The organism is Nonomuraea sp. NPDC004186 (genome assembly GCF_053603495.1).
In genome coordinates, this window is the sequence record NZ_JBSGFQ010000108.1 from 18,205 (window position 1) to 42,805 (window position 24,601).

Below are 24,601 nucleotides of genomic sequence, written 5' to 3' on the forward strand. Positions count from 1 at the left end.
CGTAGCATCAAGGCAGCAACAGCACGTAATGGACGTTCAAGGAGTGCGGTGAGCGAGCAGAGCCCGCGGCAGGAGTTCTCCGGCCTTCGGATGGGGAAGCCGTTCGGCATTCCGGTGTATGTCTCATGGACATGGTTCATCGTGGCGGCGGTCATCACCTGGGTGTTCGGGCGCCGGGTGACCAACATGCTGCCCGAGCTCGACAGCGCGGCCGCCTACGCGGTCGCGTTCGTGTTCGCGGTGCTGCTGTACGTGTCGGTGCTGCTGCACGAGCTGGCCCACAGCGTGCTGGCCAAGTTCTACGGCCTGCCGGTGCGCAGGATCACCCTCTACCTGCTTGGCGGCGTGTCGGAGATCGAGAAGGAGCCGCCCACGCCGGCCAAGGAGTTCCTGGTCGCCGCGGCGGGGCCGGCGCTGTCGCTGGGCCTGGCCGGGCTCGGCCTGGCCGCCGACGTCTACGTGATCAACGGCGGCGGCATCGTCGAGGTGCTCGTCTGGTGGCTGTGGGTCGCCAACCTCATCGTCGGCGTGTTCAACCTGCTGCCCGGCCTGCCCCTGGACGGCGGCCGGATGCTGCGCGCCGGAGTCTGGAAGCTGACCAAGAACCCCAGCTCCGGCACCATCGTCGCCGCCTGGGGCGGCCGCGTGCTGGCCGTGCTGCTCGTCGTGTTCTCGATCGCCACGGCCCTGCAGAGCGGCCAGGTGACCGACCCGCTGGACCTGCTGTGGCCGTTCGTGCTGGCGTCGTTCATCTGGCTCGGCGCGAGCCAGTCGCTGCGCGTGGCCAAGATCCGCGCCAGGATCCCGCAGGTCAACGCCCGCGCGCTGGCGCGCAGGGCGATCCCGGTGACCGCCGAGACGCCGCTGTCGGAGGCGCTGCGGCAGGCCGCCGAGCGCAACGCGGGCGCCCTCGTCGTGATCGGCCACGACGGCGAGCCCCTGGCCATCGTGAACGAGGCCGCCGTCCAGGCCACCCCCGAACACCGCCGCCCCTGGGTGAGCGTCGGCTCGGTCGCCAAGTCCCTGGAGCCCACCATGGTGCTCGCGGCCGACCTGACCGGGGAGCCGCTCATCGACGCCATGCGCGAGGCCCCGGGCAGCGAGTACCTCCTGGTGGAACGGGGCGGCGAGATCTACGGGGTGCTCGCCACGGCCGACGTGAACCGGGTTTTCACGGGCGTCTGATTTGTCCCACTCGTTTAAGCGGCGGGCCATGGATAGGGTCGTGTCCAGCAGTTTCGGGCGGTCCGGAGCCGACTCCGGCCGGTTACTGCGATGTGACGACTGGCCGATAGTGTTCTGTTTGGCCAGACTTGCACAGTTGAGGGGTTTGCCGCAGTCCATCGGTTCACCGAATCGAGACGACGTGGCCGCGGCACGGCCCCTTCGTCTGGGTATGCGTATGGCTGGTGGCCAGCACGGCAGTGCGGGTGCCGTAATTTCGCCGGCTTCCGGGGAGGAGACACGAGTGACCGAGCGCAGCGAGGGCACCGATGAGCAGCGCAGCGCCGTCGTCATGAGGGAGGACGCATGACCGACCAAGGCTTCGGAGTGGTGCGTCCGCTTCCCGGTAACGGGCTTGTCGCCTACGCGGGCGGGCTGCTGCTGGTGTGCGACGCCGGCGAGGCCGCGGCCGACGACCTGCTCGACGCGCTGCGCGAGACGGCCGCGTCCGGTGGCGATGGCAGGGCGCTGGCCCGCCGCGCCGCTCAGGTGCTCGCGGCCAACATGGCCGGCGACCCGGCCACCTGCGCCGTCGCGGGCCGGGTCGGAGAAGGCGTGGCCGTCCTGGTCAGCGGCTCGGCCGCGGCCGTCATCGGCACCCCGGGCGGTGAGACGCGGCTGGCCGGCAGCGACTCGCTGACGTGGGCCGACCGGCTCGTCACCGGGCCCGTCGAGCGGGTCGAGCTGAGCCTGCCCGGCGCCGGCACCCCGCACCCCGCGGTCCGCTTCGACGGCGGCGTGGTGCACGGCGGCGGCCTCGTGGGCGACCTCACCGAGCGGTCCTCGGCGCCCGCCCCGTCCAGGCCGCTCACCAGCGAGATGCCCGCCACGGCCTTCCATCTCGAGGCCGACCTGGTCCAGCAGCCTCCCGCGCCGGTGGAGCGGCCACCGTACCCGCTGGCCGACCAGCCGCCGGTCGTGCCGGGGCCGCCGTCGGGCCCGCAGCCCGCGCCGGTGGAGCAGCCGTCGTACCTCTCGCCCCAGGACCAGCCCCCGTACGTCCCGCCCCAGGACCCGCCGCCCTACCACACGCCGCAGGAGCAGCCGGCCCCCTTCTTCGCGCCGCCGCAGGATCAGCCGCCGCCCCTGCCGGAGCCGCAGCAGTTCCCCTCCTACGACGAGCCGCCCCCCGGCAACGGCGTGGCCGACCAGCCCATGCCGCAGCACCTGGGCCCGTCCGACCACTTCGACCAGCCCGCGCCGCCCCTGCTCGGCCCGCCCGACCACTTCGACCATCCGGGCCAGCCGCCGCAGGATCAGCAGCAGCAGGACCACGGCGACCGCCCCCTGGTCTACGGCGTCGACTGCAAGAACGACCACTTCAACGACCCGCGCTCGCCCTACTGCGCGGTCTGCGGCATCGCGCTGGTGCAGCGCACGCTCGTCCCCTACAAGGGGCCGCGCCCGTCGCTCGGGGTGCTCATCCTCGACGACGGCACCGCGCTGCCGCTGGAGAGCGACTACCTGCTGGGCCGCGACCCCGAGCGGGCGCCCGAGGTGGCCGGCGGCACCGCCAGGCCCGCCAAGGTGACCAGCCCGGACGGCTCGGTGTCGCGCCGCCACCTGCGGGTGGCGCTCGACGGGTGGGACGTCAACCTGGTCGACCTGGGCTCGGTCAACGGCACCCAGATCCAGCCGCCCGGTGACCCCAACTTCTACGACATCCCGCCGAACGAGCCGGTCACCATCGCCCCCGGGACGACGGTCCGCGTCGGCGTCTCCCGCACGCTCCGCTTCGAGGCGCACCGGGGATAACCCGGCCGCCGGAACGCCCGCGTCCCCGTTCCGGGGCCGCGGGCGTTCTCGTACGCCGCTCGGGACGCCAGGAGCTCGGGGGCGGTGAGCTGCCCCGGCTCGTACCGGTGCACCGCGACATACGGCCGCCCCGGGAGAGCGCGGCGTCGCCTGAGACGGGCGAGGGCTACGGCGCCGCCCGCCCTGGACGCGGTCCGCGAGCATTCTCACGGAGAGCCAAAGGCCCATGATTTATTGATAAATGGTCAAATATCCGCAAAATCTTCGGACAAATGGGGTGGGCGGGAAGCGGCCATTCTCCGGCCGATCCGGGCAGGCAACCGGTCGTCCCTTACCCCGGGATCCGGTCGCCTCCAACGGGGAGGTTCGGCGGCTGGGCCGGGCAGAACGCCCGTACCCCGCGCAACAGCCGTACCGCGGCCTCCAGCCCGCTCGCCGCCTCCAGCGCCCGCCCTGCGGCGGTCGAGAAGCGGCTCAGCAGGTGCTCGTCCCCGTCGCCGAACCCCCGCCCGGCGACCCACACGAACGTGTGGTCCCGCGTCGCCAACGGCAGGGGAGTGGCCAGGAAGCCCGGCTCGCCCACCGCCGCGTCGCGCGCCAGCCGGACCGTCGCCGGCACGGTCGCCAGCTCCTTCAGCACCCCCGACTCGGCCAGCCACCGGCGCACGCGCTGGGGATCGCCGGGAGGGGCGTGCGTGTGGATCGCGTCGGCCTCCAGCCGCAGGGCGTCCACGCGCACGAATCCCGCGTAGGCCGTGCCCGTGACGGCGGCGGCGGTACGCGCCAGCCGATCGAGCAGGTCGACGGCCTCCAGGCAGGAGAACGAGGCGATGAGTTCACGCATGGCGGCATCGGCATGGTTGTATGACATCGCGGTGGTCCCTCGGGGGGAGGAGAGATCGCGCGGCCCGATCGCGCGAAACTGAAGTGCGGGTGCCCTGACTATCACCCCCGACGCGGCTCATGACTAGCCCTCAACAGGAAATCGGGATTTCTGCCCCCTCCCGGTCCGCACGCGTCACGTGGGACGCAGCACCGACCACGCCAGGTCGTCCGCCCGCGTCCCGTCCGCCTTGACGAACAGCCCCCGGTGCACGCCCTCCCGGCTGAACCCGGCCCGCTCCAGCACCGCGTGCGAGGCCGTGTTGCCCGGGTCGGTGCCGGCCACGATCCGGTGCAGCGCCGTGTTCGCGAACGCCCAGTCCACCAGCAGCCTGACCGCCCGCGTCATGAACCCCTTGCCCCGGAACCCGGGCACCAGCGAGTAGCCCACCATGGCCTGCCCCAGCGAAGGGACGACGTGTGCCAGCTGGATATGTCCGGCGAACGCCCCCGACGCCGCGTCCCTGACGGCCAGCTCGATCCGCTGCCCCGACACCCACCAGTAGCCGGTGTAGCGGCAGCGCCGCTCGTGCTCCTCCAGCGTGCCCATCGGCCCGAAGTGATAGGCCGCCACGGTCGGGTCGGCCAGCATCCGGTGGAAGTCGCCGGCGTCCTCCACGGCCAGCGGCACCAGCCGCACCACGCCGTCGCACAGCTCCCCGTCCGCGAAGAACGGCAGGTACGGCTCCGCCGTCACCACGTCCTCGGCCAGCCGGGCGAAGGTGACCATGTCGACGTAGCGGCCGTCGCGCAGCCGCTTGGCGTCCCGCCGGCGCCCCTCCTCGAGGAAGCCCGCCTTGACGGCCACCCGCAGGCTCGCCACGTTCTCCACCGCGGCCTGCAGCTCGACCCTGCGCACCCCGTGGTCGAACAGCCAGTCGGTGACCGCCCTGGCCGCCGTCGCTGCGACGCTCCTGCCCCGGGCCCACGGCGCCACCATGTAGCCGATCGAGGCCACGCCCCACTGATCGGGCCGCACGATCCCGATGGCGCCCACGTAGCCGCCGTCCTGCGTGATCACGAACTCCGCGCCGCCGTCCGCCCACTTCGCCGCCGCCTTCTCCAGGAAGCCGTGCGCGTCCTCCATCCGGTACGGCGACGGCAACGCCGGCAGGAACCGGGCGGTCACCGGGTCGTTGCACACTTTCACGATCGCCTCGACGTCCTCCTCCGCGGGAGGCCGGAGAATCAGGGGACCGGTGGAGATCACGTCGCGCGGAAGCATCCCCCATAGATACCGTGCGTCCGGACGCACTCGAAAGCCCTATAACCTTGCGGCCATGGGTTTCCGCAGGCATGGGCCTTTCCAGGCGGGGGATCAGGTGCAGCTCACCGACCCCAAGAACAAACGCCACACGATCACGCTCAAGGAGGACGGCGTCTTCCACACCCACAAGGGCGCCATCCCGCACAGCGACCTGATCGGGCAGCCTGAAGGCTCCGTCGTGCGCTCCTCGGGGGGCACCCAGTACCTCGCCTTCCGCCACCTGCTGCAGGACTACACGCTGGCCATGCCGCGCGGCGCGGCCGTCATCTACCCCAAGGACGCCTCGATGATCGTCGGCATGGCCGACATCTTCCCGGGCGCGCGGGTGATCGAGGCCGGCGTCGGCTCCGGCGCGCTGACGTGCTTCCTGCTGCGGGCCGTCGGCCCCGACGGGCACGTCACCTCGTACGAGCGGCGCCAGGAGTTCGCCGACGTGGCGAGCAAGAACGTGGAGAAGTTCTTCGGCGGCCCCATGGACGACAACTGGCGCCTGGTCGTCGGCGACCTGGTCGCCTCCATCGACGAGAGCGACGTCGACCGGGTGATCCTCGACATGCTCGCCCCGTGGGAGTGCGTCGACGCCGCCGCCAAGGCGCTCACCCCGGGTGGCGTGATCTGCTGTTATGTCGCCACGACCACGCAGTTGTCCAAGACGGTCGAGATGATTCGCGATCACGGGTGTTTCACGGAGCCGCATGCGTGGGAGACCCTGGTTCGCGACTGGCACGTCGAAGGGCTCGCGGTGAGACCGGATCATCGGATGATCGGTCACACGGGATTCCTGGTCACCGCCCGCCGCATGGCGGACGGAGTGACGCCCCCGCCGAGACGCCGTCGACCGAAGGGGACCACCGAGGAACTATGACAATTTGGCCACGAGGGTGCGTTGGTGCGTGACACGGGAACAGATTCCCGTGTGCAGGTGCTGGGAGTATTAAACGCACTATTGAGGATTATTCACCGAATACTGAATGTCACTCTACGAACACTGCCCGGCCAGGTTACGGAGGGGCCCGAGATAGGTAAGGTCCTAAGTAGTCGCCCTCGACTGGGAAGGAGGTGACGGGCGTGGCAGCTCGCGATGATGCTGAGGCTCGAGCCGCGCAGCGCGAACGGGAGGTCGCTGATCTTTCAACACAGGTCTCCTTCCTCCAGGAGGAGATCACCGCGCTGAGGCGGAAGCTGGCCGAGTCACCCCGTCAGGCCAGGGTCCTCGAAGAGCGTCTTCATGAGGCGCAGGCGAATCTCGCGGCCGTGACCGGCCAGAACGAACGCCTGGTCGCCACACTGAAGGAGGCCCGGGACCAAATCGTCGCCCTCAAGGAGGAGGTCGACCGGCTGGCGCAGCCGCCATCCGGTTTCGGCACCTTCCTCGAGGCCAGAGAAGACGGCACCATCGAGGTGTTCACCGGCGGCCGCAAGCTCCGGGTGAACGTCAGCCCTGCCGTCGACATCGACTCGCTGCGGCGTGGCCAGGAGGTCATGCTCAACGAAGCGCTCAACGTGGTCGAAGCTCTCGGCTACGAAGAGGTCGGCGAGATCGTCATGCTGAAAGAGCTGCTCGACGAGGGCAAGCGGGCCCTGGTCATCTCGCACGCCGACGAAGAGCGCGTCGTGCGACTGGCCGAGTCGCTGGTCGGCCAGCCCATCAGGGCCGGCGACTCGCTCCTGCTCGAGCCGCGCTCCGGCTACGTCTACGAGCGCATTCCCAAGTCCGAAGTCGAAGAGCTCGTCCTCGAGGAGGTCCCCGACATCTCCTACGAGGAGATCGGCGGCCTCGGCAGGCAGATCGAGCAGATCAGGGACGCCATCGAGCTGCCCTACCTGCACGCCGACCTGTTCCGCGAGCACAAGCTCCGGCCCCCCAAGGGCGTGCTGCTGTACGGGCCGCCCGGATGTGGCAAGACGCTCATCGCCAAGGCTGTCGCCAACTCCCTGGCCAAGCAGGTCGCGGAGAAGACCGGCCAGTCCGGCAAGAGCTTCTTCCTCAACATCAAGGGCCCCGAGCTGCTCAACAAGTACGTCGGCGAGACCGAGCGGCACATCCGCCTGGTCTTCCAGCGGGCCCGTGAGAAGGCCTCCGAGGGCACCCCGGTGATCGTGTTCTTCGACGAGATGGACTCGATCTTCCGCACCCGAGGCTCCGGCGTGTCCTCCGACGTGGAGAACACCATCGTCCCTCAGCTGCTGTCGGAGATCGACGGCGTCGAGGGCCTGGAGAACGTCATCGTCATCGGCGCCTCCAACCGCGAGGACATGATCGACCCGGCGATCCTGCGGCCCGGCCGCCTGGACGTCAAGATCAAGATCGAGCGGCCGGACGCCGAGGCGGCCAAGGACATCTTCTCCAAGTACCTCATCGCCGACCTGCCGCTGCACCCGGACGACCTGACGGAGCACGCCGAGTCCCGCGAGGGCACCATCCAGGGCATGATCCAGAGCGTCGTCGAGCGCATGTACACCGAGAGCGAGGAAAACCGCTTCCTCGAGGTGACCTACGCCAACGGCGACAAGGAAGTCCTCTACTTCAAGGACTTCAACTCCGGCGCGATGATCCAGAACATCGTCGACCGTGGCAAGAAGATGGCCATCAAGCAGTTCCTCGAAACCGGCCAGAAGGGCCTGCGGGTGCAGCACCTGCTCACGGCCTGCGTGGACGAGTTCTCCGAGAACGAGGACCTGCCCAACACCACCAACCCCGACGACTGGGCCCGCATCTCCGGCAAGAAGGGTGAGCGGATCGTCTACATCCGCACGCTCGTCTCCGGCAAGCAGGGCACCGAAGCCGGCCGGTCCATCGACACCGTCGCCAACACCGGCCAGTACCTGTAGAACCCCCGAACGGGAGGGCCCGCCGCGGCCCTCCCGTTCGCATGTCCGCGCCCCGCCGCGGCGACCCCGGCGAGGACGCCGGATGCGACACGGCCGATACGCATGCACGCCGCCCCGATCAGGCGCACACTGGGCTGATGACCACGCTCAAACGAGTAGACGTGCACGTCGAAGGCGTCGTCCAGGGCGTCGGCTTCCGCCCCTTCGTGCACTCGCTCGCCCGCCGGCTGGGTCTGGCCGGGCGGGTGCACAACGACGTCGACGGAGTGCACATCGAGGTCGAAGGCGCCCTGGCCGGCGTCGAGGAGTTCCTGACCGCGCTCGAACGCGACGCGCCCGCCCTGTCCGAGATCGAACGCGTCACCGTCGTCAGCGCCCGCCCCACCGGCCACAACGGCTTCACCATCGCCGCCGGCCTCCCGTCGGGCCCGCTGCGGCCCCTCGTCCGCGCCGACGGCGCCACCTGCGACGACTGCCTGCGCGAGCTGGCCGATCCCGCCGACCGCCGCCACGGCTACCCGTTCATCAACTGCGCCAACTGCGGCCCCCGCTTCACGATCGTGCGCGGCGTCCCGTACGACCGGCCCCTGACCACCATGGCCGGCTTCGGCATGTGCCAGGCGTGCGCGGCCGAGTACCACGACCCCGGCAACCGCCGCCACCACGCCCAGCCCACCTGCTGCCCCGCCTGCGGGCCCCGGCTGCGGCTGCGCGACGCCCGCGGCACCGAGCTGTGCGGCGACCCCATCGCCGGCGCCGTCACCCTGCTGCGCGCCGGGCGCGTCGTCGCCGTCAAGGGCCTCGGCGGCTTCCACCTCGCCGTGCCCGCCGCCGACGAGCGGGCCGCCGCGGCGCTGCGCGGCCGCAAGCACCGGGAGGAGCAGCCGTTCGCCGTCATGACGGCCGACCTGGCGCAGGCGCGGCGGCTGTGCGAGATCGACGAGCACGCCGCCGAGCTGCTCACCGGCCGCGCGCGGCCCATCGTGCTGCTGCCCCGCCTGCCCGGCGCCCCCGTCGCCGCCTCCGTGGCGCCCGCCACCCGCAGCCTCGGCCTCATGCTGCCCTACACGGCCCTGCACCACCTCCTGCTCGCCGAGCTCGCCGAACCCATGGTCCTCACCGGCGGCAACGTCTCCGGCGAGCCCATCGCCTACGAGGACGACGACGCGCTGACCCGCCTGAGCGGCATCGCCGACGCCTTCCTCATCCACGACCGCCCCATCCACGTACGCGCCGACGACTCGGTCGTGCGCCCCATGGCGGGCGAGGTGACCGTGCTGCGCCGGGCCCGCGGCTACGCGCCCGAACCGCTCGCGATGCGCTGGCCCGCGCCCCGGCCCGTGCTCGCCTGCGGCGCCGAGCTGAAGAGCACCTTCTGCCTGGCCGAAGGACGGCGCGCGTTCGTCTCCCAGCACATCGGCACCCTGGAGAACCACGAGACGCTCCGGTCGTTCGTCGAGAGCATCGACCACTTCTGCGGCCTGTTCGGCATCCGGCCCGAGGTCGTGGCGCACGACCTGGACCCCGGCTACCTGTCCACCCGGCACGCCATGGAGATCCGCGGCGTCGAACTCCTCGGCGTCCAGCACCACCACGCCCACATCGCCTCCTGCCTGGCCGACAACGGCGACCCCGGGCCCGTGCTCGGCGTCGCCCTCGACGGGCTCGGCCACGGCCCCGACGGCACCCTGTGGGGCGGCGAGTTCCTGCGCGCCGACCTGACCTCCTTCGAACGCCTCGGCCACCTCGCCCAGGTCCCCATGCCGGGCGGGAGCGCCGCCGTGCGGCAGCCCTGGCGCATGACCGCCGCCTACCTCGGCGACGACCACCCCGGTCTCGACGTGGCCCGCCGCAACCCCTGGGCCGACGCCCTCCGGCTCGCCCCCGGCTCCCCGCTGACCTCCAGCGCGGCCCGCCTCTTCGACGCCGTCGCGGCGCTGCTCGGCGTCCGCGACAAGATCACGTACGCGGGGCAGGCCGTCGTCGAGCTCGAACAGCACGCCGACCCCGCCGAGCGCGGCACGTACGAGGCCGGGATCACCCACGGCGACCTGCTCGTCGTGGAGGGCGCCGACCTCGTCCGCGCCGCCGCCGCGGACCTGGCCGCGGGAGCCTGCACCCGCGCGATCGCCGGCCGCTTCCACAACGGCCTCGCCGACGCCGTCACCCGCGCCTGCGACACCCTCCGCCACGCCACCGGGCTGACCGCGGTGGCGCTGTCGGGCGGGATGTTCCAGAACGCGCTGCTGCTGGAGGCCACCGTGGCCCGGCTGCGCGCGGCCGGGTTCCGGGTGCTCAAGCACGTGCGCGTGCCGCCCGGCGACGGCGGCGTCAGCCTCGGCCAGGCCGCCGTCGCCGCCGCCCGCGACCGCGTCTGACCACCCGTAACCGTGCCCTCACGGTGCCCTCACCGTGCTCTCTTCGGGCTCTCTTCGGGCTCTCTTCGGGCTCTCCTCGCGGCGGAGTGGCGGGCCGGGGGAGAGCGGCCGGTCGCCCTAGCATGGCGATCATGGAGTACCTCAACCCCGCCCGCGCCCCGTACACCGCGCACGACCGCGCGCTCATCGGGACCGAGCACGCCCGCCAGGCCCGCGCCCACTTCGCCCGGCACCCCTCCTACCGGCCCACGCCGGTCCGCACCATCCCGGACCTGGCCGGAACCGAAGCCGTCCACGTCAAGGACGAGAGCGGGCGCATGGGGCTGGGCAGCTTCAAGGCGCTCGGGGGCGCGTACGCCGTCCACCTGCTCGCCGAGCACGAGGGCGGCGGCACGCCGTTCGTGTGCGCCAGCGCGGGCAACCACGGCATCTCCGTAGCCTCCGGCGCCGCCGAGGTCGGCGTGGACTGCGTCGTGTACCTCAGCGAAGGCGTCCCAGAGGCGTTCGCGCAGCGGCTGCGCGGGCTCGGCGCCGAGGTGCGGCGCAGCGGCGAGGACTACGAGGCCAGCATGGCCGCCGCGATCCAGGCCGCCGAGCGGAACGGCTGGCGGCTCGTCGCCGACAGCTCCTGGAACGGCTACACCGGCATCCCGCTCGACGTCATGCGCGGCTACACCGTCCTGTTCGACGAACTCGCCGACCCGGGCGCCCTGCCCGCCGTCCCCGCGCAGACCGCGCGCACCGGCGGCCCCGCCGCGGCCCCAGGAGCGCGCGCCGGCCTCGAGGCGTACTCGGGCAGGCTCAACGGCTCCTCGGCCGTGACCGGCGGCCACAGCACGCCCCACGGGGCCGCGGGCGCGCCCACCCACGTGTTCCTCCAGGCGGGCGTCGGCGGGCTCGCCGCCGCCGGCGCCGCGTACGTGCGCGACCGCTGGGGCGAGCAGCCCAAGATCGTCGTGGTCGAGCCGGAAGGCGCGCCCTGCCTGCTCGAAAGCGCCCGGGCCGGCGAGCCCGTACGCGTCCAGGGCGGCCGCACCATCCTCGGCCGCCTCGACTGCCCGGAACCCTCCGTCATCGCTTTCCAGCTCCTCCACCACCTCGCCGACCTCTACATGACGATCACCGACGACCAGGCGGCCGACGCCGCCCGCCTCCTGACCGGCCACGGCGTCCACCTGTCCGAGTGCGGCGCCGCCGGAGCCGCCGGCCTGCTCACCCTCACGCCCGCGGCCCGTGACGCGCTCGCGCTCGACGACGCCTCCCGCCCGCTGGTCGTGGGAACGGAGGGCCCCGTGGAACCAAAGTGATCCAGGTGGCGTCAAAAAGGGCGTGCACGCACCTAACCGGCCCAAGCATGCTCGGGGGGACGGCCGGTTGGCCGAGCTCGACCTCCTGCGCTTCATCGCCGCCCTGGCCGTCGTCGCCTTCCACTACCTGGTGGCGTACGCGTCCGTCTGGGGGGCCAGGCCCGCCGCGCTGTTCCCGCCGCTGGCGCCCTTCGCGGGGTTAGGCATCCTCGGTGTCGAGCTGTTCTTCATCATCAGCGGGTTCGTCATCCTCATGACCGTGTGGGGACGCGGCCTCGGCGGGTTCGCCCAGTCCAGGTTCGTCCGCCTTTATCCCGCGTACTGGCTCAGCCTCGTCGCCACCGCGGCGCTCTACGGGCTCACGGGCGCCAAGGCGCTGGACCCAAAACTTTCACCAGGCGACTACCTGGTGAACGCCACCATGTTCCAGCGGTTGTTCAAGGTCACCGACGCCAGCCAGGTCTACTGGTCGCTGTGGGCGGAGCTCCGCTTCTACCTGCTGATGGTCATCCTCGTGATCATCGGGGTCACGTACGGGCGCGTCCTGATCTTCTCCGGCGTCTGGCTGGTGGCCGCCTTCGGCGCCGACCTGCTCGGCAACGAGATCGTCAACGAGATCGTCATGCCCGACTACGCGCCCTACTTCATCGCCGGCATGTCCCTCTACCTCATCCACAAACACGGCAGCGCCTGGCTCCCATGGCTCTACGTGGCCGGCGCGTACGCCCTGTCGATCGGCTCCGCGCTCGACCGGGTCCACCGGCGCGTCGACAACGTCGGGTTCAAGAACATGCCGGTCACCGACGTCAGCGTGATCATCACCATCACGCTGATCTTCGCCGTGATGGCCGTCGCCGCCCTCGGGCTGATCCGCCTCAAACCGTCCAGGACGCTCACCGCGCTCGGCGGCATCACATACCCGCTTTACCTGTTCCATGGCGTCGTCGCGGTGGCCCTCATCCCAGTGCTCACCGGCCACATGCCCCCCTGGGCCATCGCCACCACGACCGTCCTGACGGCCGTGGTGCTGTCGTATCTCGTGTACTCCTTTGCCGAACGGCCCATCCAGCGGCTACTCAAGCCCCGCAGACCCACGCAAACCCCATCAGCTCCGGCCGTACAGGTTGAAAAGGCGTCGGTGCCATAACTCTGTGACCCTGGGGCACTGTGAAGGGCATAGGCTCGGGCATATAAACGGCGGATAGGCAGATCCGGACGAACAGAGGGTGTTGCATGACGGTGCGTCGGGTGATGGGCATCGAGACCGAGTACGGCATCTCCGTACCCGGCCAGCCAGGCGCCAACGCGATGGTGACCTCCTCACAGGTCGTGAACGCCTACCTGGCCGCCTCGGCGGCCCGGGCGCGCAGGGCCCGGTGGGACTTCGAAGAGGAGAACCCACTCCGCGACGCGCGCGGCTTCGACCTGGCCAGAGAGGTCGCCGACCCCAGCCAGCTCACCGACGAGGACCTCGGCCTCGCCAACGTCATCCTCACCAACGGCGCCCGGCTCTACGTCGACCACGCCCACCCCGAATACAGCTCGCCCGAGTGCACCAACCCCCGGGCCGCCGTCATCTGGGACAAGGCCGGCGAACGCGTCATGTACGACGCCGCCACCCGGGCCTCCGCCATCCCCTCCAACGCGCCCATCCAGCTCTACAAGAACAACACCGACGCCAAGGGCGCCTCCTACGGCTGCCACGAGAACTACCTCATGCGGCGCGCCACCCCCTTCGCCGACATCGTCCGGCACCTCACCCCCTTCTTCGTCTCCCGCCAGGTCGTCGTCGGCGCCGGCAAGGTCGGCATCGGCCAGGACTCCCGCGGCGAAGGCTTCCAGATCAGCCAGCGCGCCGACTTCTTCGAGGTCGAGGTCGGCCTCGAGACCACGCTCAAGCGGCCCATCATCAACACCCGCGACGAGCCGCACGCCGATCCCGAGAAGTACCGCCGGCTGCACGTGATCATCGGCGACGCCAACATGTCGGAAATTTCGACATATCTGAAGCTGGGCACCACCGCCCTCGTCCTCGCCATGATCGAAGAAGGCTTCCTCACCCGCGACCTCGCCGTCGAAAACCCCGTACAAGCGCTCCGGGCCGTCTCCCACGACCCCACCTGCCGCTACGAGATCGCCATGCGCGACGGCCGCAAGCTCACCGCCATCCAGCTCCAGATGGAATACCTCGAACAAGCGCGCAAATACGTCGAAGAGCGAGGCACCGCCCAAGAGGAGATGAACAAGGACATCCTCGATCGCTGGGAGTCCGTCCTCACCCGGCTCGCCGAAGACCCCATGCAGCTCTCCCGCGAACTCGACTGGGTCGCCAAACTCGAACTCCTCGAGGGCTACCGCACCCGCGACGGCCTGCCCTGGTCCCACCCCAGACTCCAGCTCGTCGACCTGCAATACTCCGACATCCGCCCCGACCGCGGCCTCTACAACCGCCTCGTCGCCCGCGGACGCATGCAACGCCTCGTCACCGAAGACGAAGTCCAGCGCGCCGTCGAACACCCGCCCAACGACACCCGCGCCTACTTCCGCGGCCGCTGCCTGCGCCAATACAGCGAATCCGTCGCCGCCGCCTCCTGGGACTCCGTCATCTTCGACATCCCCGGCCGCGAATCACTCCAGCGCGTACCCACCCTCGAACCACTGCGCGGCACCAAAGCCCACGTCGGCGAACTCTTCGACCGCTGCCGCACCGCCGCCGACCTCGTCGCCGCCCTCACCGGCGGCGACTGAGCCCTTCTGAACGAGACCGGCCCGCACGGGCCGGTCTCCTACAGCAGCCCCACACCCAGCGTCAGCGTGCCCACCGCCAGGCACGCCCCGCCCGCCACCGTCAGCCAGATCAACCTGCTCGGCTTCGTGTCACCCGGACGCACCACCGACAGGAAGAAACCCAGCGGCATCAGGATCGGCGCGGCCACGATCAACACCCGCGTCAGGGCCTTCACACCCTCCGGCAGACTCGCCTGGTCCACATAGAGCATCGCCACCAGCGAGAACAGCACCAGCACGCCCGCATGCGCGTGCCCGGCCCGCCACAGGCCACGCCGGACCGGGTTGTCCAGATAGCCGGGGACGTTGCGCATCAGGAACTTCAGCAGGGTGACGCCGCCGAAGGCCACCCCGGGGACTGTGATGAGGAGCACACCGGCCGTGCTCAGGGATGCGGGGGACATCGGAACCTCCTCGTGTGTAGGTGGATCCATTGTTGGATAGTTTGGCTATCTAGTCAAGCCGACAAGATCGCTGGGCGATCGGCGCGAAATGTCGCTCGGTTCGGGGAAGATATGCCTTAGAGGCAGTCCCCCAACCGGAGGTAGGACATGGCAACCAAGGACACCGGAGGCCAGAAGCAGGCCGGTCGGCGCGAGAGCGAAGTCGAGGAGACCGAGGCCTCGGCGACGCCGGACGTTCAGGAGCGCCAGGAGAAGCTCACGGACGATGTCGACGCAATTCTGGACGAAATCGACGAAGTTCTCGAAGAGAACGCAGAGGAATTTGTCAGGTCGTACGTCCAGAAAGGCGGAGAATAGGGGATAAATCGGACATCGGATAGAAGGGGGGATCGGTGGAGACGCCGGATGGGTGTAAGCGGTGCCCGGACTGCGGGGAAGAAAAGGAGGTCTCGGAGTTCGGGCGCAATAAGCGAATGGCAGATGGGCTGGCGCGATATTGCAAGGCCTGTTTCCAGCGGCGTCACACGCAGAGTTACCGCAAGCGCAGGGAAGAGCAAGGCAAGACCGTGCGTGAGCGCGTCGAAGTGCCTGATGGGCAGAAATACTGCCCCCGTTGTGCGGAGATCAAGCCACTGGCCGACTTCGGAAAGAACAGGGCGCAGAAGGACGGGCTCACCGATTACTGCAAGCCGTGTCATAACCACGTGATGCGCGAGAATCGCATCAAGCGCCACGGCAGCACTCGCAACTACCACCTGAAGCGCCGCTACGGCATCACCCAGGACGACTTCGAGCGCATGCTCGCCCACCAGGGCGGGCTCTGCGCCATCTGCCGGGCCGTCCCCGGCACGTTCGTCGACCACAGTCATCAGACCGGCCAGGTCCGGGGCATTCTCTGTTTCAACTGCAACAACGGGCTCGGCCACTTCGGCGACAATCTGGTGTTGCTGGAGTTGGCTGCGCTTTATCTGGACGGGGAGATTCTCTGGCCCGAGTTCGTGGTCCTCCCGCGGCAGCGCGCCTCGGATGAGGTGGCGCGGACGCGGAGTTATCACCTGACGCAGCGTTATCGGGTGCGGCATGAGGATGTCGAGCGGATGATTTCGGCTCAGCATGGTTTGTGTGTGGTGTGCTGGGATCGGCCGCCCGAGCATGTGGACCATTGTCATCGCACGGGGGATGTGCGGTTTGCGTTGTGTCTGCCGTGTAATACGGGGATCGGGCAGTTCAGGGATGATCCCGGTGTGGTGTGGCGGGCGTTTTCTTATGTCGAGGCGACCGTTGAGGAGTTCGACGAGGTCGAGGTTTCGGAGGAGGAGTTTCGGGGGTTGGTCGAGGCTGAGGAGCGGCTTCGGGGCGAGTTCTATTCGACGGTGTCGAGGGTGGGCTGATCGGCTTTGGGGAGGGTGTAGTCGACGGCGACGCCCAGGAGGCGGACCGGGCGGGTGAGGTCGAAGCGGGCGAGGATGGTGAGGGCCGCCTGCTGGATGGTGGCCGGGTCCGTGGTGGGGGCGGGGAGTTTTGACTGGCGGGTTCGGGTGAGGAACGGGGTGAAGCGGACCTTGACCGATACCCGGGTGATGTCGCGGCCGGCTTCGCGGGCGTCGTGGGCGACCTGGGTGGCGAGGGCGGCGACGTGGTGGGTGATGTCGGCTTCGTCGGTGAGGTCGTGCTGGAAGGTGGTTTCGCGGCTGTGGCCGCGGGCGATCCAGGGTGTGGTGACGATTTCGGCTTCACCTTTGCCGAGGGCGAGGTAGCGGTACCAGGGACCGTTGGTGGGGCCGAAGTGGCGGGCGAGGTGGGCGGGGTCGGCGGCGGCGAGCTGGGCGACGGTGTGGAGGCCCAGGGCGGTGAGTTTTCTGGAGATCTTGGCGCCGATGCCCCAGAGTGCGTCGGTGGGGCGGTCGTTCATGATCTCGGCCCAGTTGTCGCTGGTGAGGCGGTAGATTCCGGCGGGTTTGGCGAGGCCGGAGGCGAGTTTGGCCTGGTGTTTGTTGTCGCCGATGCCGATGGAGCAGGACAGCTGGGTGCGTTCGCGTACGGTCTGGCGGATGGTGGCGGCGAGGGTTTCGGGGTCGTCGGTGGTGGCGCCGAGGAAGGCTTCGTCCCAGCCCCAGATTTCGACGCGTACGGGGAATTCGCGGAGTACGGCCATGACGTGGGCGGAGGCGGCTTCGTAGGCGGGTGGGTCGCTGGGCAGGAAGATCGCTTCGGGGCAGCGTCTGAGTGCGGTGCGCAGTGGCATGCCGGAGTGGATGCCGTGTTCGCGGGCTTCGTAGGTGGCGGTGGCGGCCACGGTGCGGGGTTGGGTGGGGTCTCCTGAGCCGCCGACGACGACGGGTTTGCCGCGGAGTTCGGGGTGGCGGAGGATCTCGACGGCGGCGATGAACTGGTCGAGGTCGACGTGGAGGATCCAGTCCCTCATGGTTTTCAGTATGTCGTGAGGCGGTGTGGAGGCGGTCGTCGCGGTGGGGGAGGCGCGGCGGGGGACTGCCCAGGCGGGATTGCCGATGGGTGGTGTTTCGCCTGCTTGGACGACGGCCTGGATGAGGGTGGCGGGGGTTCCGGGGCGGTGGGGGTTTCGGGGTCGGCGATGGTGCGCGGCGGCGTGGTCTTGTCGCAGCCGGACGGGCCCAGCGGCGGAGAACTCGCCGTTCTCGACGGTCAGGTGGGCGCGCGTACCCACCGCGGACAAGACCTTGGTCAGCACCACCGGCAGGGAGTACAGCAGCCCTCGGTGTAGAGGGTGTAGAGGATGACCGAGCCGGTGCCTTCTCGGGGTCGCGCAGCAGGATGAACCGGAACAGGAAGCCGTCCCGGTCGCTGGGCGGCGCCCACACGGCGATGGTGGCCATGGTCGGCTCGCCGCTCGGTGCGGAGCCGGGCTCAGCCGCCGACGTGGGCCGGGCCGCCGACGAGGTCCTCCAGCTTCGCCTGGTACGCGGCGGCGGCCTCGTCGGGGCTCGTGCCGCTGACGACGGCGGCGGTGGCCTCCTGCAGTGCGGCCGACACCTGCGGGTAGACGGCCAGGCCGGGGCGGTAGGCGGTGAGGGGCAGCACCTCGTCGGCGACGAACTTCAGCATCGGGTCGGCGGTGAGCACCTCGTCGTTGACGTCGGCGCGTGAGCTGATGCGCGCCTGCCCGGCCAGCTGCGCCTTCGTGGCCGCGGCCGAGTGCATGAAGGCGAGCAGGTCCCAGGCGAGCCTGGGGTTCTTGGAGTACGGGTTGAGCACGCGGACGGCGCCGCCGGACATGCTGACGAAGTCCTGGCCGCGGACGCCGGCGCCGGGCCGCTCGGCGGGGATCTTGGCGTAGCCGACGACCTGGTCGCGGTCCTTCATGGGGGCGACGCCGGCCCGGGGTTCGACGACGGAGCGCCAGAAGTAGTCGCTCTCGGCGAGGATGCCGATCTTGCCGGCGGCGAACTGGGCGAAGGACTTGTCGCGGCCCTTGGCCTCCTGCTGCAGCTTGGGGTCGCCGAGGCCGCTGCTGCCGTAGATCTGCCGGTAGAAGCCGAGCGCGTCCTTGAGCGACCGGGAGGCGCCGGTCCACTTGCCGGCGGCGTAGATCTCGGATCCGGCGCCGGCGAGCAGGGGGAGCACGCCCTGCATGGTCGTGGCCTCGCCCATGGCGGTGCCGGCGTCGATCTGGATGGGGACGGGCACGCCCGCGGCCTTGAGCCTGGTGCCGGCGTCGATGATGTCCTGCCAGCTCTTGGGCTGCCACGGGCCGGGCAGGCCGGCCTTGGCGAACAGGGTCTTGTTGTAGAACAGGACGCGGCCGTCGGTGCCCTGCGGCAGGCCGTACTTCTTGCCGTCGAAGATGCCCAGGCTCTGCACGGCCTGCGGGATCTGCGACCAGCCCTCCCACTGTTCGACGGTGGCGCCGCCGACCTCCGGCAGCGGTTTGATGTAGCCGGCCTGGGCGAACTCGCCGACCCAGATGCCGTCGATGTCGATCACGTCGGCGCCGGTCCTGGACTTGAGGTCGAGCGCGATCTTCGTCTTGTACTGCTCGTCGTCGACGCCGCTGGGCTGGAAGAGGACCTTGACGTCGCGGTGCGTCCTCTCGAACTCGGGGATCACCCACCGCTTGATCCAGTCGGCGGACTCGGAGTTCTTGCCGCCGGAGATGGAGTTGGCGGCGATGGTCAGGGAGACGCTGCCTGCGCCGGGGTCCGCGCCGGTGCCGCAGGACGTGAGGGCGAGGGCGGCCAGGGTGGCGATCACCGCAGGTCGGCTGGGGAATCGCATGTCGGCCTCCTGTTCAGGACGTGCAGACATACCGACAGTCGCACGGCCGCCGCGAGCCGTAAAGAAACGATCTGAACACGGAACGGGGCGGCGTGTGATCACGCGGGTTCGCCGTGAGCTGATCGTGGGAAGTGCAGACAACAACGCAACATGAGTAGGGTCGCCCTAGGAACACTGACGTTTGGAGGGAGTCGCGTGGCATCGCACAGGGATCTGCCCGCCGGCTTGGTCAACCAGCTTTTCCGCAACACCGGAAGTTCCTCGTTCACGGAGTTTGTCAGCTCGTATGCGCCTGATTTGCTGCCGCAGCGGAATGAGGTGCTGGCCACCCCGATCGGCGACCAGGTCCCGCACGCGACGACGATCGTGGCCGCCACCTTCGCCGGTGGCGTGATCATGGCGGGCGACCGGCGGGCGACGTCGGGCAACATCATCTCCCAGCGCGATGTGGAGAAGGTCTTCCGCGCCGACGACTACTCGTGCATGGGCATCGCGGGCACGGCCAGCACCGGCATCGAGTTCGCCCGGCTGTTCCGGGTGGAGCTGGAGCACTACGAGAAGCTCGAGGGCCGCACGATGTCGGTGGCGGGCAAGGCCAACCGGCTGGCCACCATGATCAGGGGCAACCTTCCGATGGCGATGCAGGGGCTGGTGGTGGTGCCGCTGTTCGCCGCGTACGACCCCGACAAGGACGAGGGGCGGATCTTCAGCTACGACGTCGCGGGCGGGCCGTACGAGCGGGAGAGGTTCGACGCGATCGGCTCCGGCTCGATCTTCGCGCGCGGGTCGTTGAAGAAGCTCTACCGTGACGGCTCGTCGGCCGACGACATGGTGATGACGCTCATCCAGGCCCTCTACGACGCCGCCGACGACGACTCGGCGACCGGTGGGCCCGACGTCACCAGGAAGATCTGGCCGATCGTGTCGGTGATCGACGCCGACGGCTTCCGCAGGCTGAGCGAGGAGCAGGTCTCCGACTACGTGGAGCAGATGCTCGAAGCCCGCCTGATCTCGCCTGACGGCCCCATCGCCCCGCTGCGCTAGAAAGGACCACCGCACGTGTCCATGCCTTTTGGATATGCGTCCCCTGAGCAGATCATGCGGGACAAGGCCGACTACGCGCGCAAGGGCATCGCGCGGGGCCGCTCCGTCGTCGTGCTGCAGTATGTCGACGGCATCCTGTTCGTCGCGCCCAACCCGTCGCGGGCACTGCACAAGATCAGCGAGATCTACGACCGCATCGGGTTCGCGGCCGTGGGCCGGTACAACGAGTTCGAGGAGCTGCGGCTCGGCGGCATCCGCTACGCCGACATCAACGGCTACACCTACGATCGCTCCGACGTGACCGGGCGCGGCCTGGCCAACCTGTACGCCTCCAACCTGGGCCGCATCTTCACCGAGTCGATCAAGTCGCTGGAGGTGGAGGTCGTGGTCGCCGAGGTCGGCGAGACCAAGGACGGCGACGCGATCTACCGGCTCACCTTCGACGGGTCGGTCTTCGACGAGCACGGCTTCGCGGCCATGGGCGGCCAGGCGGACGCGGTGTCCACCCGGCTCAAGGAGCGCTACCGCGAGTCGATGTCGCTGGCCGACGCGCTGGAGGTGGCGCTGACGGCGCTCACCGAGCCTGGTGGCGAGCGGCCGCCGGTGGCGCAGCTCGAGGTGGCGGTCCTCGACCGCAACCGGGAGCACCGCAAGTTCCTGCGGCTCACGGGCGCCCGCCTGGAGCGCCTCCTGGCCCAGACCACCACCCCGCCCCCGGCCGCCACCCCGCCGCCCGCGGCCAAGCCCTCGTCCGAGGACACCCCGCCTCCCACGGGGCCTGAGGGCGACGTGGACGACGGCTCGTCGCCGCTGTAGCCGTCCTCCACTCTTCTCACACCCGCCAGGGGCCGCTACGGCTGCCCCTGGCGGGTTTTTCGTTGGCCCGGTACGGGTGCGGCGGTTTCACGGGCGCACTCCTGGACGCAACCGTCATTTCGGCAACTCGCTGTCGGCCTGACGGTGCCTCCAGGGCTTCGTCGGACGCCGCGCCCGTCGCCCGAAGGAGTGCGGGCGGTCGCGCGACACGGCAGCGGGCGTGTGAACGTGAGGGGAAGGCGGCGGGGCGCGGTCAGATGGCCCTGCGGTGGCCATGGTGTGCGCCCATTTGTGGCGGGGCGAGGGTGGTGGGGGTGTGGGCCGGTGTATGGGCAGCGGTCCGTTGGGTGCGGTGTGCGGGGGGAGCTGTGAGTGGTGAGGGTGGTTGAGGTGGTGAAGGGCTCGTTGAGGGAGTGGAGGGGTCGTTGAGGTGGCGTGGGGTGGTGGGGAAGCCGATGTGAGGGAGTGTGACTTGTATCACTGGGGTTGAGGCGAACTTCGGGGGGTGGTATCGGGTCTCAGAAACCGTGAACACTCCTATGCGTGGCCTTCTGGCGGCCGGTGCCGCTGTGGTCGTGGCGCTGAGCTCCGGCGTGGCCGCTCACGCCGCCTCCGCGGCGGCCGGCGCGTCCTCCGGGTACGCCGCCGCGTTCCCCAACTTCAAGGCGCCCAAGCCTTTCGGCACGACCCTCCAGTCCGACCCGAAGCACGACTTCACCAAGGGCATCCACTCCCGTCATGACGGCATCCTGCGCGGCCGGATCACCCTGATCCGCGGTGACGTGGCCGAGTACCAGCCGATCAAGTGGAAGAAGGGCACCGAGACCGAGGGCTACTTCGTGGGCCCGCCCGAGGGCGACGTCATGGCGTACGCCTCGCCCGTCGCCAAGGACGTGGTCTATCTGTCGGCGTTCGGCTGCGGGGAGTCGGAGGGCGGCATGACGATCAACCGGGACACCGGGCTGGGCAGCAAGCGCTGCTCCAGGTCGGTGCTGATGAAGCGGGAGGGGAAACCCGCGCTCATCACCGTCTACAAGGGGAAGATCGTCCAGGTTCAGGAGATCTGGACGCCCTGACACGAGAGCCCTGGAAAACGCGGGAAAAAGGACCCGCGCCCCGTGGGGGCGGGCGCGGGACAAAGGGGATTAAAGAGGGGTCACAGAGGGCCGGGTGGGAAAACACCTGGAAGATCTCTCCCGCTCGCGGATCCATGGGCATAGTGTGAGGTGATGGATCGTCGCATCTTCGGGCTGGAGAACGAGTACGGTGTGACCTGCACGTTCAGGGGACAGCGCAGGCTGTCGCCCGACGAGGTCGCGCGCTACCTGTTCCGGCGGGTCGTGTCCTGGGGCCGATCGAGCAACGTCTTCCTTCGCAACGGCGCGCGTCTCTACCTCGACGTGGGCAGCCATCCTGAATACGCAACACCTGAGTGTGACAACGTCATCGAGCTCGTCACGCACGACAAGGCGGGTGAGCGCATCCTCGAGGGCCTGCTGGTCGACGCCGAGAAACGGCTTCGCGAAGAGGGCATCGCGGGTGACATCTATCTGTTCAAGAACAACACGGACTCAGCCGGCAACTCCTACGGCTGCCACGAGAACTACCTGGTCGGCAGGCACGGGGAGTTCGGGCGGCTGGCGGACGTGCTGATCCCGTTCCTGGTGACGCGGCAGATCATCTGCGGGGCCGGCAAGGTCCTGCAGACGCCACGCGGCGCCGTCTATTGCGTCTCGCAGCGGGCCGAGCACATCTGGGAGGGCGTCTCCAGCGCCACGACCCGGTCCCGGCCCATCATCAACACCCGGGACGAGCCGCACGCCGACGCCGAGCGGTTCCGCCGCCTGCACGTCATCGTCGGCGACTCCAACATGAGCGAGACCACGATGCTGCTCAAGGTCGGCGCCACCGACCTGGTGCTGCGCATGATCGAGTCGGGCACGGTGATGCGGGACCTGTCGCTGGAGAACCCGATCAGGGCCATCCGCGAGGTCTCCCACGACATGACCGGCCGCCGCAGGGTGCGCCTGGCCAACGGCCGGGAGGCCTCCAGCCTGGAGATCCAGCAGGAATACCTGTCCAAGGCGAAGGACTTCGTCGACCGCCGCGGCGGCGACGCCATCGCCCACCGGGTGCTGGAGCTGTGGGAGCGCACGCTGAACGCGGTCGACACCGGCAACCTCGACCTGGTCTCCCGGGAGATCGACTGGGTGACGAAATACCAGCTCATCGAGCGTTACCGGAAGAAGTACGACCTGCCGCTGTCCTCGCCCAGGGTGGCCCAGCTCGACCTGGCCTACCACGACGTGCACCGCAAGCGTGGCCTGTTCTACCTGCTGCAGAAGCGTGGCTCGGTGGAGCGGGTGGCGTCCGACCTGAAGATCTTCGAGGCCAAGTCGGTGCCGCCGCAGACGACCAGGGCGCGGCTGCGCGGCGAGTTCATCCGCAAGGCGCAGGAGAAGCGGCGCGACTTCACCGTCGACTGGGTGCATCTCAAGCTCAACGACCAGGCGCAGCGCACGGTGCTGTGCAAGGACCCGTTCCGGAGCGTGGACGAGAGGGTGGACAAGCTCATAGCCGGGATGTAGCGCGTGGTTTACCTCGGGCCTACCAGGATGTCGGGTAGGGTGACGCGAATCTGCCGTCTTCCCGAGGGAAACCCATGCGCCGCGCTATGGCCGTACTGGCCGCCGTGCCACTGATCCTGTTCGCCGCCGCCTGCGGATCCGACGACGGTGCGAGCACCGGCGCCACCGCCACCGGCGCTGGCGCCGGGGCGGGGGTCAAGGTCACCGGTGACGTGGGCGGCAAGCCCACGGTGACCTTCCCCGCAGGCACGCCCGCCAGCAAGTCGTCGTACGAGGTGATCCAGCCGGGCACCGGCGACGGGATCAAGGCCGGCGACCGCGTGATCGTCAACCTGACCGTCTACAACTGGGACGGCAAGGGCAACGCGGTCCAGGGCTCCTCCTACGACACCAAGAAGCCCGAGACGATCGCGGTCGACCAGCAGATCCCGCAGGTGCTGCAGGAGGGCTTCACCAAGGTCAAGCACGGCGGGCGGCTGCTGGCCGTGCTCGCCAACGACAGCATGGCCCAGCAGCAGGCCACGCAGCCGGCTGAGCCGACCAAGGTGTTCGTGTTCGACATCGTCGGCACCCAGCCGCCGCCGCTGAAGGCCGCCACCGGCAAGGAGACCGGCGAGAGCCTCAAGGGTGTCAAGGTCGTCAGCCCGGGCGGCGACAAGGCGCCGACGCTGACCACGAAGACCGATGAGAAGCCGTCGGACAAGCTCGTCGTCAAGACGCTCATCGAGGGCACCGGGCCGAAGGTGGAGGCGAGCCAGACGCTCACCGTCCACTACACGGGCAAGCTGTGGGGCAGCGACAAGCAGTTCGACTCCAGCTGGGAGCGGGGCCAGCCGGCCGAGTTCCCGCTGTCGGGGGTCATCAAGGGCTGGCAGCAGGGCCTGGCCGGGGTGCCGGTCGGCAGCCGGGTCGTGATGAGCATCCCGCCGGACCTCGGCTACGGGGACCAGGCGCAGCAGGGCATCCCCGCCAAGAGCACCCTCGTGTTCGTGGTGGACATCCTCGGCGCCTCCAGCGGCGGCGGCAGTGCGGGCACCCCCAAGACCCAGACCCTCTCCGTGGG

20 protein-coding genes are annotated in these 24,601 nt (G+C 69.6%); 15 read left to right on the forward strand and 5 right to left on the reverse strand.

What is annotated here, in order from left to right; genetic code table 11:
- The first annotated feature begins 48 nt into the window (after positions 1-48).
- Both ACWEPL_RS51520 and ACWEPL_RS51525 read left to right on the forward strand, forming a co-directional pair.
- Positions 49-1,185: a site-2 protease family protein gene (locus ACWEPL_RS51520; protein WP_363969758.1), complete on the forward strand. Its 1,137-nt coding sequence runs from the start codon at positions 49-51 to the stop codon at positions 1,183-1,185.
- 345 nt (positions 1,186-1,530) lie between these two features.
- Complete coding sequence (locus ACWEPL_RS51525; RefSeq protein WP_363969756.1) at positions 1,531-2,979, forward strand: FHA domain-containing protein; 1,449 nt, start codon at positions 1,531-1,533, stop codon at positions 2,977-2,979.
- A gap of 331 nt (positions 2,980-3,310) precedes the next feature.
- On the opposite strand, the gene ACWEPL_RS51530 is transcribed toward ACWEPL_RS51525, so the two are convergent.
- Positions 3,311-3,850 carry a hypothetical protein gene (locus tag ACWEPL_RS51530; protein WP_350735370.1) on the reverse strand — a complete coding sequence of 180 codons (540 nt, stop codon included), beginning with the start codon at positions 3,848-3,850 and terminating at the stop codon, positions 3,311-3,313.
- A gap of 147 nt (positions 3,851-3,997) precedes the next feature.
- Positions 3,998-5,086: a GNAT family N-acetyltransferase gene (locus ACWEPL_RS51535; protein WP_452440735.1), complete on the reverse strand. Its 1,089-nt coding sequence runs from the start codon at positions 5,084-5,086 to the stop codon at positions 3,998-4,000.
- A gap of 55 nt (positions 5,087-5,141) precedes the next feature.
- Between ACWEPL_RS51535 and ACWEPL_RS51540 the strand changes: the two genes are divergently transcribed.
- The 6 genes from ACWEPL_RS51540 to dop all read left to right on the forward strand — a co-directional run bounded on the left by ACWEPL_RS51540 (position 5,142) and on the right by dop (position 14,393).
- Positions 5,142-5,993 carry a tRNA (adenine-N1)-methyltransferase gene (locus tag ACWEPL_RS51540; protein WP_350735376.1) on the forward strand — a complete coding sequence of 284 codons (852 nt, stop codon included), beginning with the start codon at positions 5,142-5,144 and terminating at the stop codon, positions 5,991-5,993.
- 194 nt (positions 5,994-6,187) lie between these two features.
- Positions 6,188-7,960, forward strand: coding sequence for a proteasome ATPase (gene arc, locus ACWEPL_RS51545; protein WP_363969751.1), 1,773 nt, complete (start codon positions 6,188-6,190; stop codon positions 7,958-7,960).
- Positions 7,961-8,097: 137 nt separating this feature from the next.
- A complete protein-coding gene (gene hypF / locus ACWEPL_RS51550) occupies positions 8,098-10,338 on the forward strand; it encodes a carbamoyltransferase HypF (RefSeq protein ID WP_452440736.1) in 2,241 nt (746 codons plus the stop codon).
- A 131-nt stretch (positions 10,339-10,469) separates the two neighbouring features.
- The gene (locus ACWEPL_RS51555) at positions 10,470-11,645 is read left to right on the forward strand and encodes a pyridoxal-phosphate dependent enzyme (RefSeq protein WP_452440737.1); all 1,176 of its coding nucleotides are present in this window, start codon (positions 10,470-10,472) and stop codon (positions 11,643-11,645) included.
- Positions 11,646-11,712: 67 nt separating this feature from the next.
- Positions 11,713-12,792, forward strand: coding sequence for an acyltransferase family protein (locus ACWEPL_RS51560; protein ID WP_452440738.1), 1,080 nt, complete (start codon positions 11,713-11,715; stop codon positions 12,790-12,792).
- Between the two features lie 86 nt (positions 12,793-12,878).
- Entirely contained in the window at positions 12,879-14,393 is a 1,515-nt protein-coding gene (dop, locus tag ACWEPL_RS51565; RefSeq protein WP_363969745.1) for a depupylase/deamidase Dop, read from the forward strand.
- Between the two features lie 38 nt (positions 14,394-14,431).
- On the opposite strand, the gene ACWEPL_RS51570 is transcribed toward dop, so the two are convergent.
- The gene (locus ACWEPL_RS51570; protein ID WP_350735389.1) at positions 14,432-14,836 is read right to left on the reverse strand and encodes a hypothetical protein; all 405 of its coding nucleotides are present in this window, start codon (positions 14,834-14,836) and stop codon (positions 14,432-14,434) included.
- A gap of 147 nt (positions 14,837-14,983) precedes the next feature.
- On the opposite strand from ACWEPL_RS51570, the gene ACWEPL_RS51575 reads away from it, so the two are divergent.
- Positions 14,984-15,193, forward strand: a complete 210-nt coding sequence (locus ACWEPL_RS51575) for a ubiquitin-like protein Pup (protein WP_185076845.1) — start codon at positions 14,984-14,986, stop codon at positions 15,191-15,193.
- Between the two features lie 116 nt (positions 15,194-15,309).
- Positions 15,310-16,227 (forward strand): endonuclease domain-containing protein, encoded by a 918-nt coding sequence (locus ACWEPL_RS51580; protein WP_452440739.1) that lies wholly within the window; start codon positions 15,310-15,312, stop codon positions 16,225-16,227.
- Here the strand turns inward: ACWEPL_RS51580 and ACWEPL_RS51585 are convergent.
- Positions 16,200-17,261 (reverse strand): DNA polymerase IV, encoded by a 1,062-nt coding sequence (locus ACWEPL_RS51585; RefSeq protein ID WP_452440740.1) that lies wholly within the window; start codon positions 17,259-17,261, stop codon positions 16,200-16,202. The two genes, ACWEPL_RS51580 and ACWEPL_RS51585, sit on opposite strands and share 28 nt — an antisense overlap.
- Positions 17,262-17,722: 461 nt before the next feature.
- The gene (locus ACWEPL_RS51590; RefSeq protein ID WP_452440741.1) at positions 17,723-19,090 is read right to left on the reverse strand and encodes an extracellular solute-binding protein; all 1,368 of its coding nucleotides are present in this window, start codon (positions 19,088-19,090) and stop codon (positions 17,723-17,725) included.
- A 195-nt stretch (positions 19,091-19,285) separates the two neighbouring features.
- Here ACWEPL_RS51590 and prcB point away from each other — a divergent pair, with 195 nt between their 5' ends.
- The 5 genes from prcB to ACWEPL_RS51615 form a co-directional block, all read left to right on the forward strand.
- Positions 19,286-20,134: a proteasome subunit beta gene (gene prcB / locus ACWEPL_RS51595; protein ID WP_452440743.1), complete on the forward strand. Its 849-nt coding sequence runs from the start codon at positions 19,286-19,288 to the stop codon at positions 20,132-20,134.
- A gap of 21 nt (positions 20,135-20,155) precedes the next feature.
- Positions 20,156-20,950: a proteasome subunit alpha gene (gene prcA / locus ACWEPL_RS51600; RefSeq protein WP_350735404.1), complete on the forward strand. Its 795-nt coding sequence runs from the start codon at positions 20,156-20,158 to the stop codon at positions 20,948-20,950.
- Positions 20,951-21,489: 539 nt separating this feature from the next.
- A complete protein-coding gene (locus ACWEPL_RS51605) occupies positions 21,490-22,026 on the forward strand; it encodes a hypothetical protein (protein ID WP_452440744.1) in 537 nt (178 codons plus the stop codon).
- A gap of 153 nt (positions 22,027-22,179) precedes the next feature.
- Complete coding sequence (gene pafA, locus ACWEPL_RS51610; protein WP_185076838.1) at positions 22,180-23,538, forward strand: Pup--protein ligase; 1,359 nt, start codon at positions 22,180-22,182, stop codon at positions 23,536-23,538.
- Between the two features lie 74 nt (positions 23,539-23,612).
- Positions 23,613-24,601, forward strand: a 989-nt coding sequence (locus tag ACWEPL_RS51615; RefSeq protein ID WP_452440745.1) for an FKBP-type peptidyl-prolyl cis-trans isomerase, incomplete at its 3' end; no start/stop codon positions are given.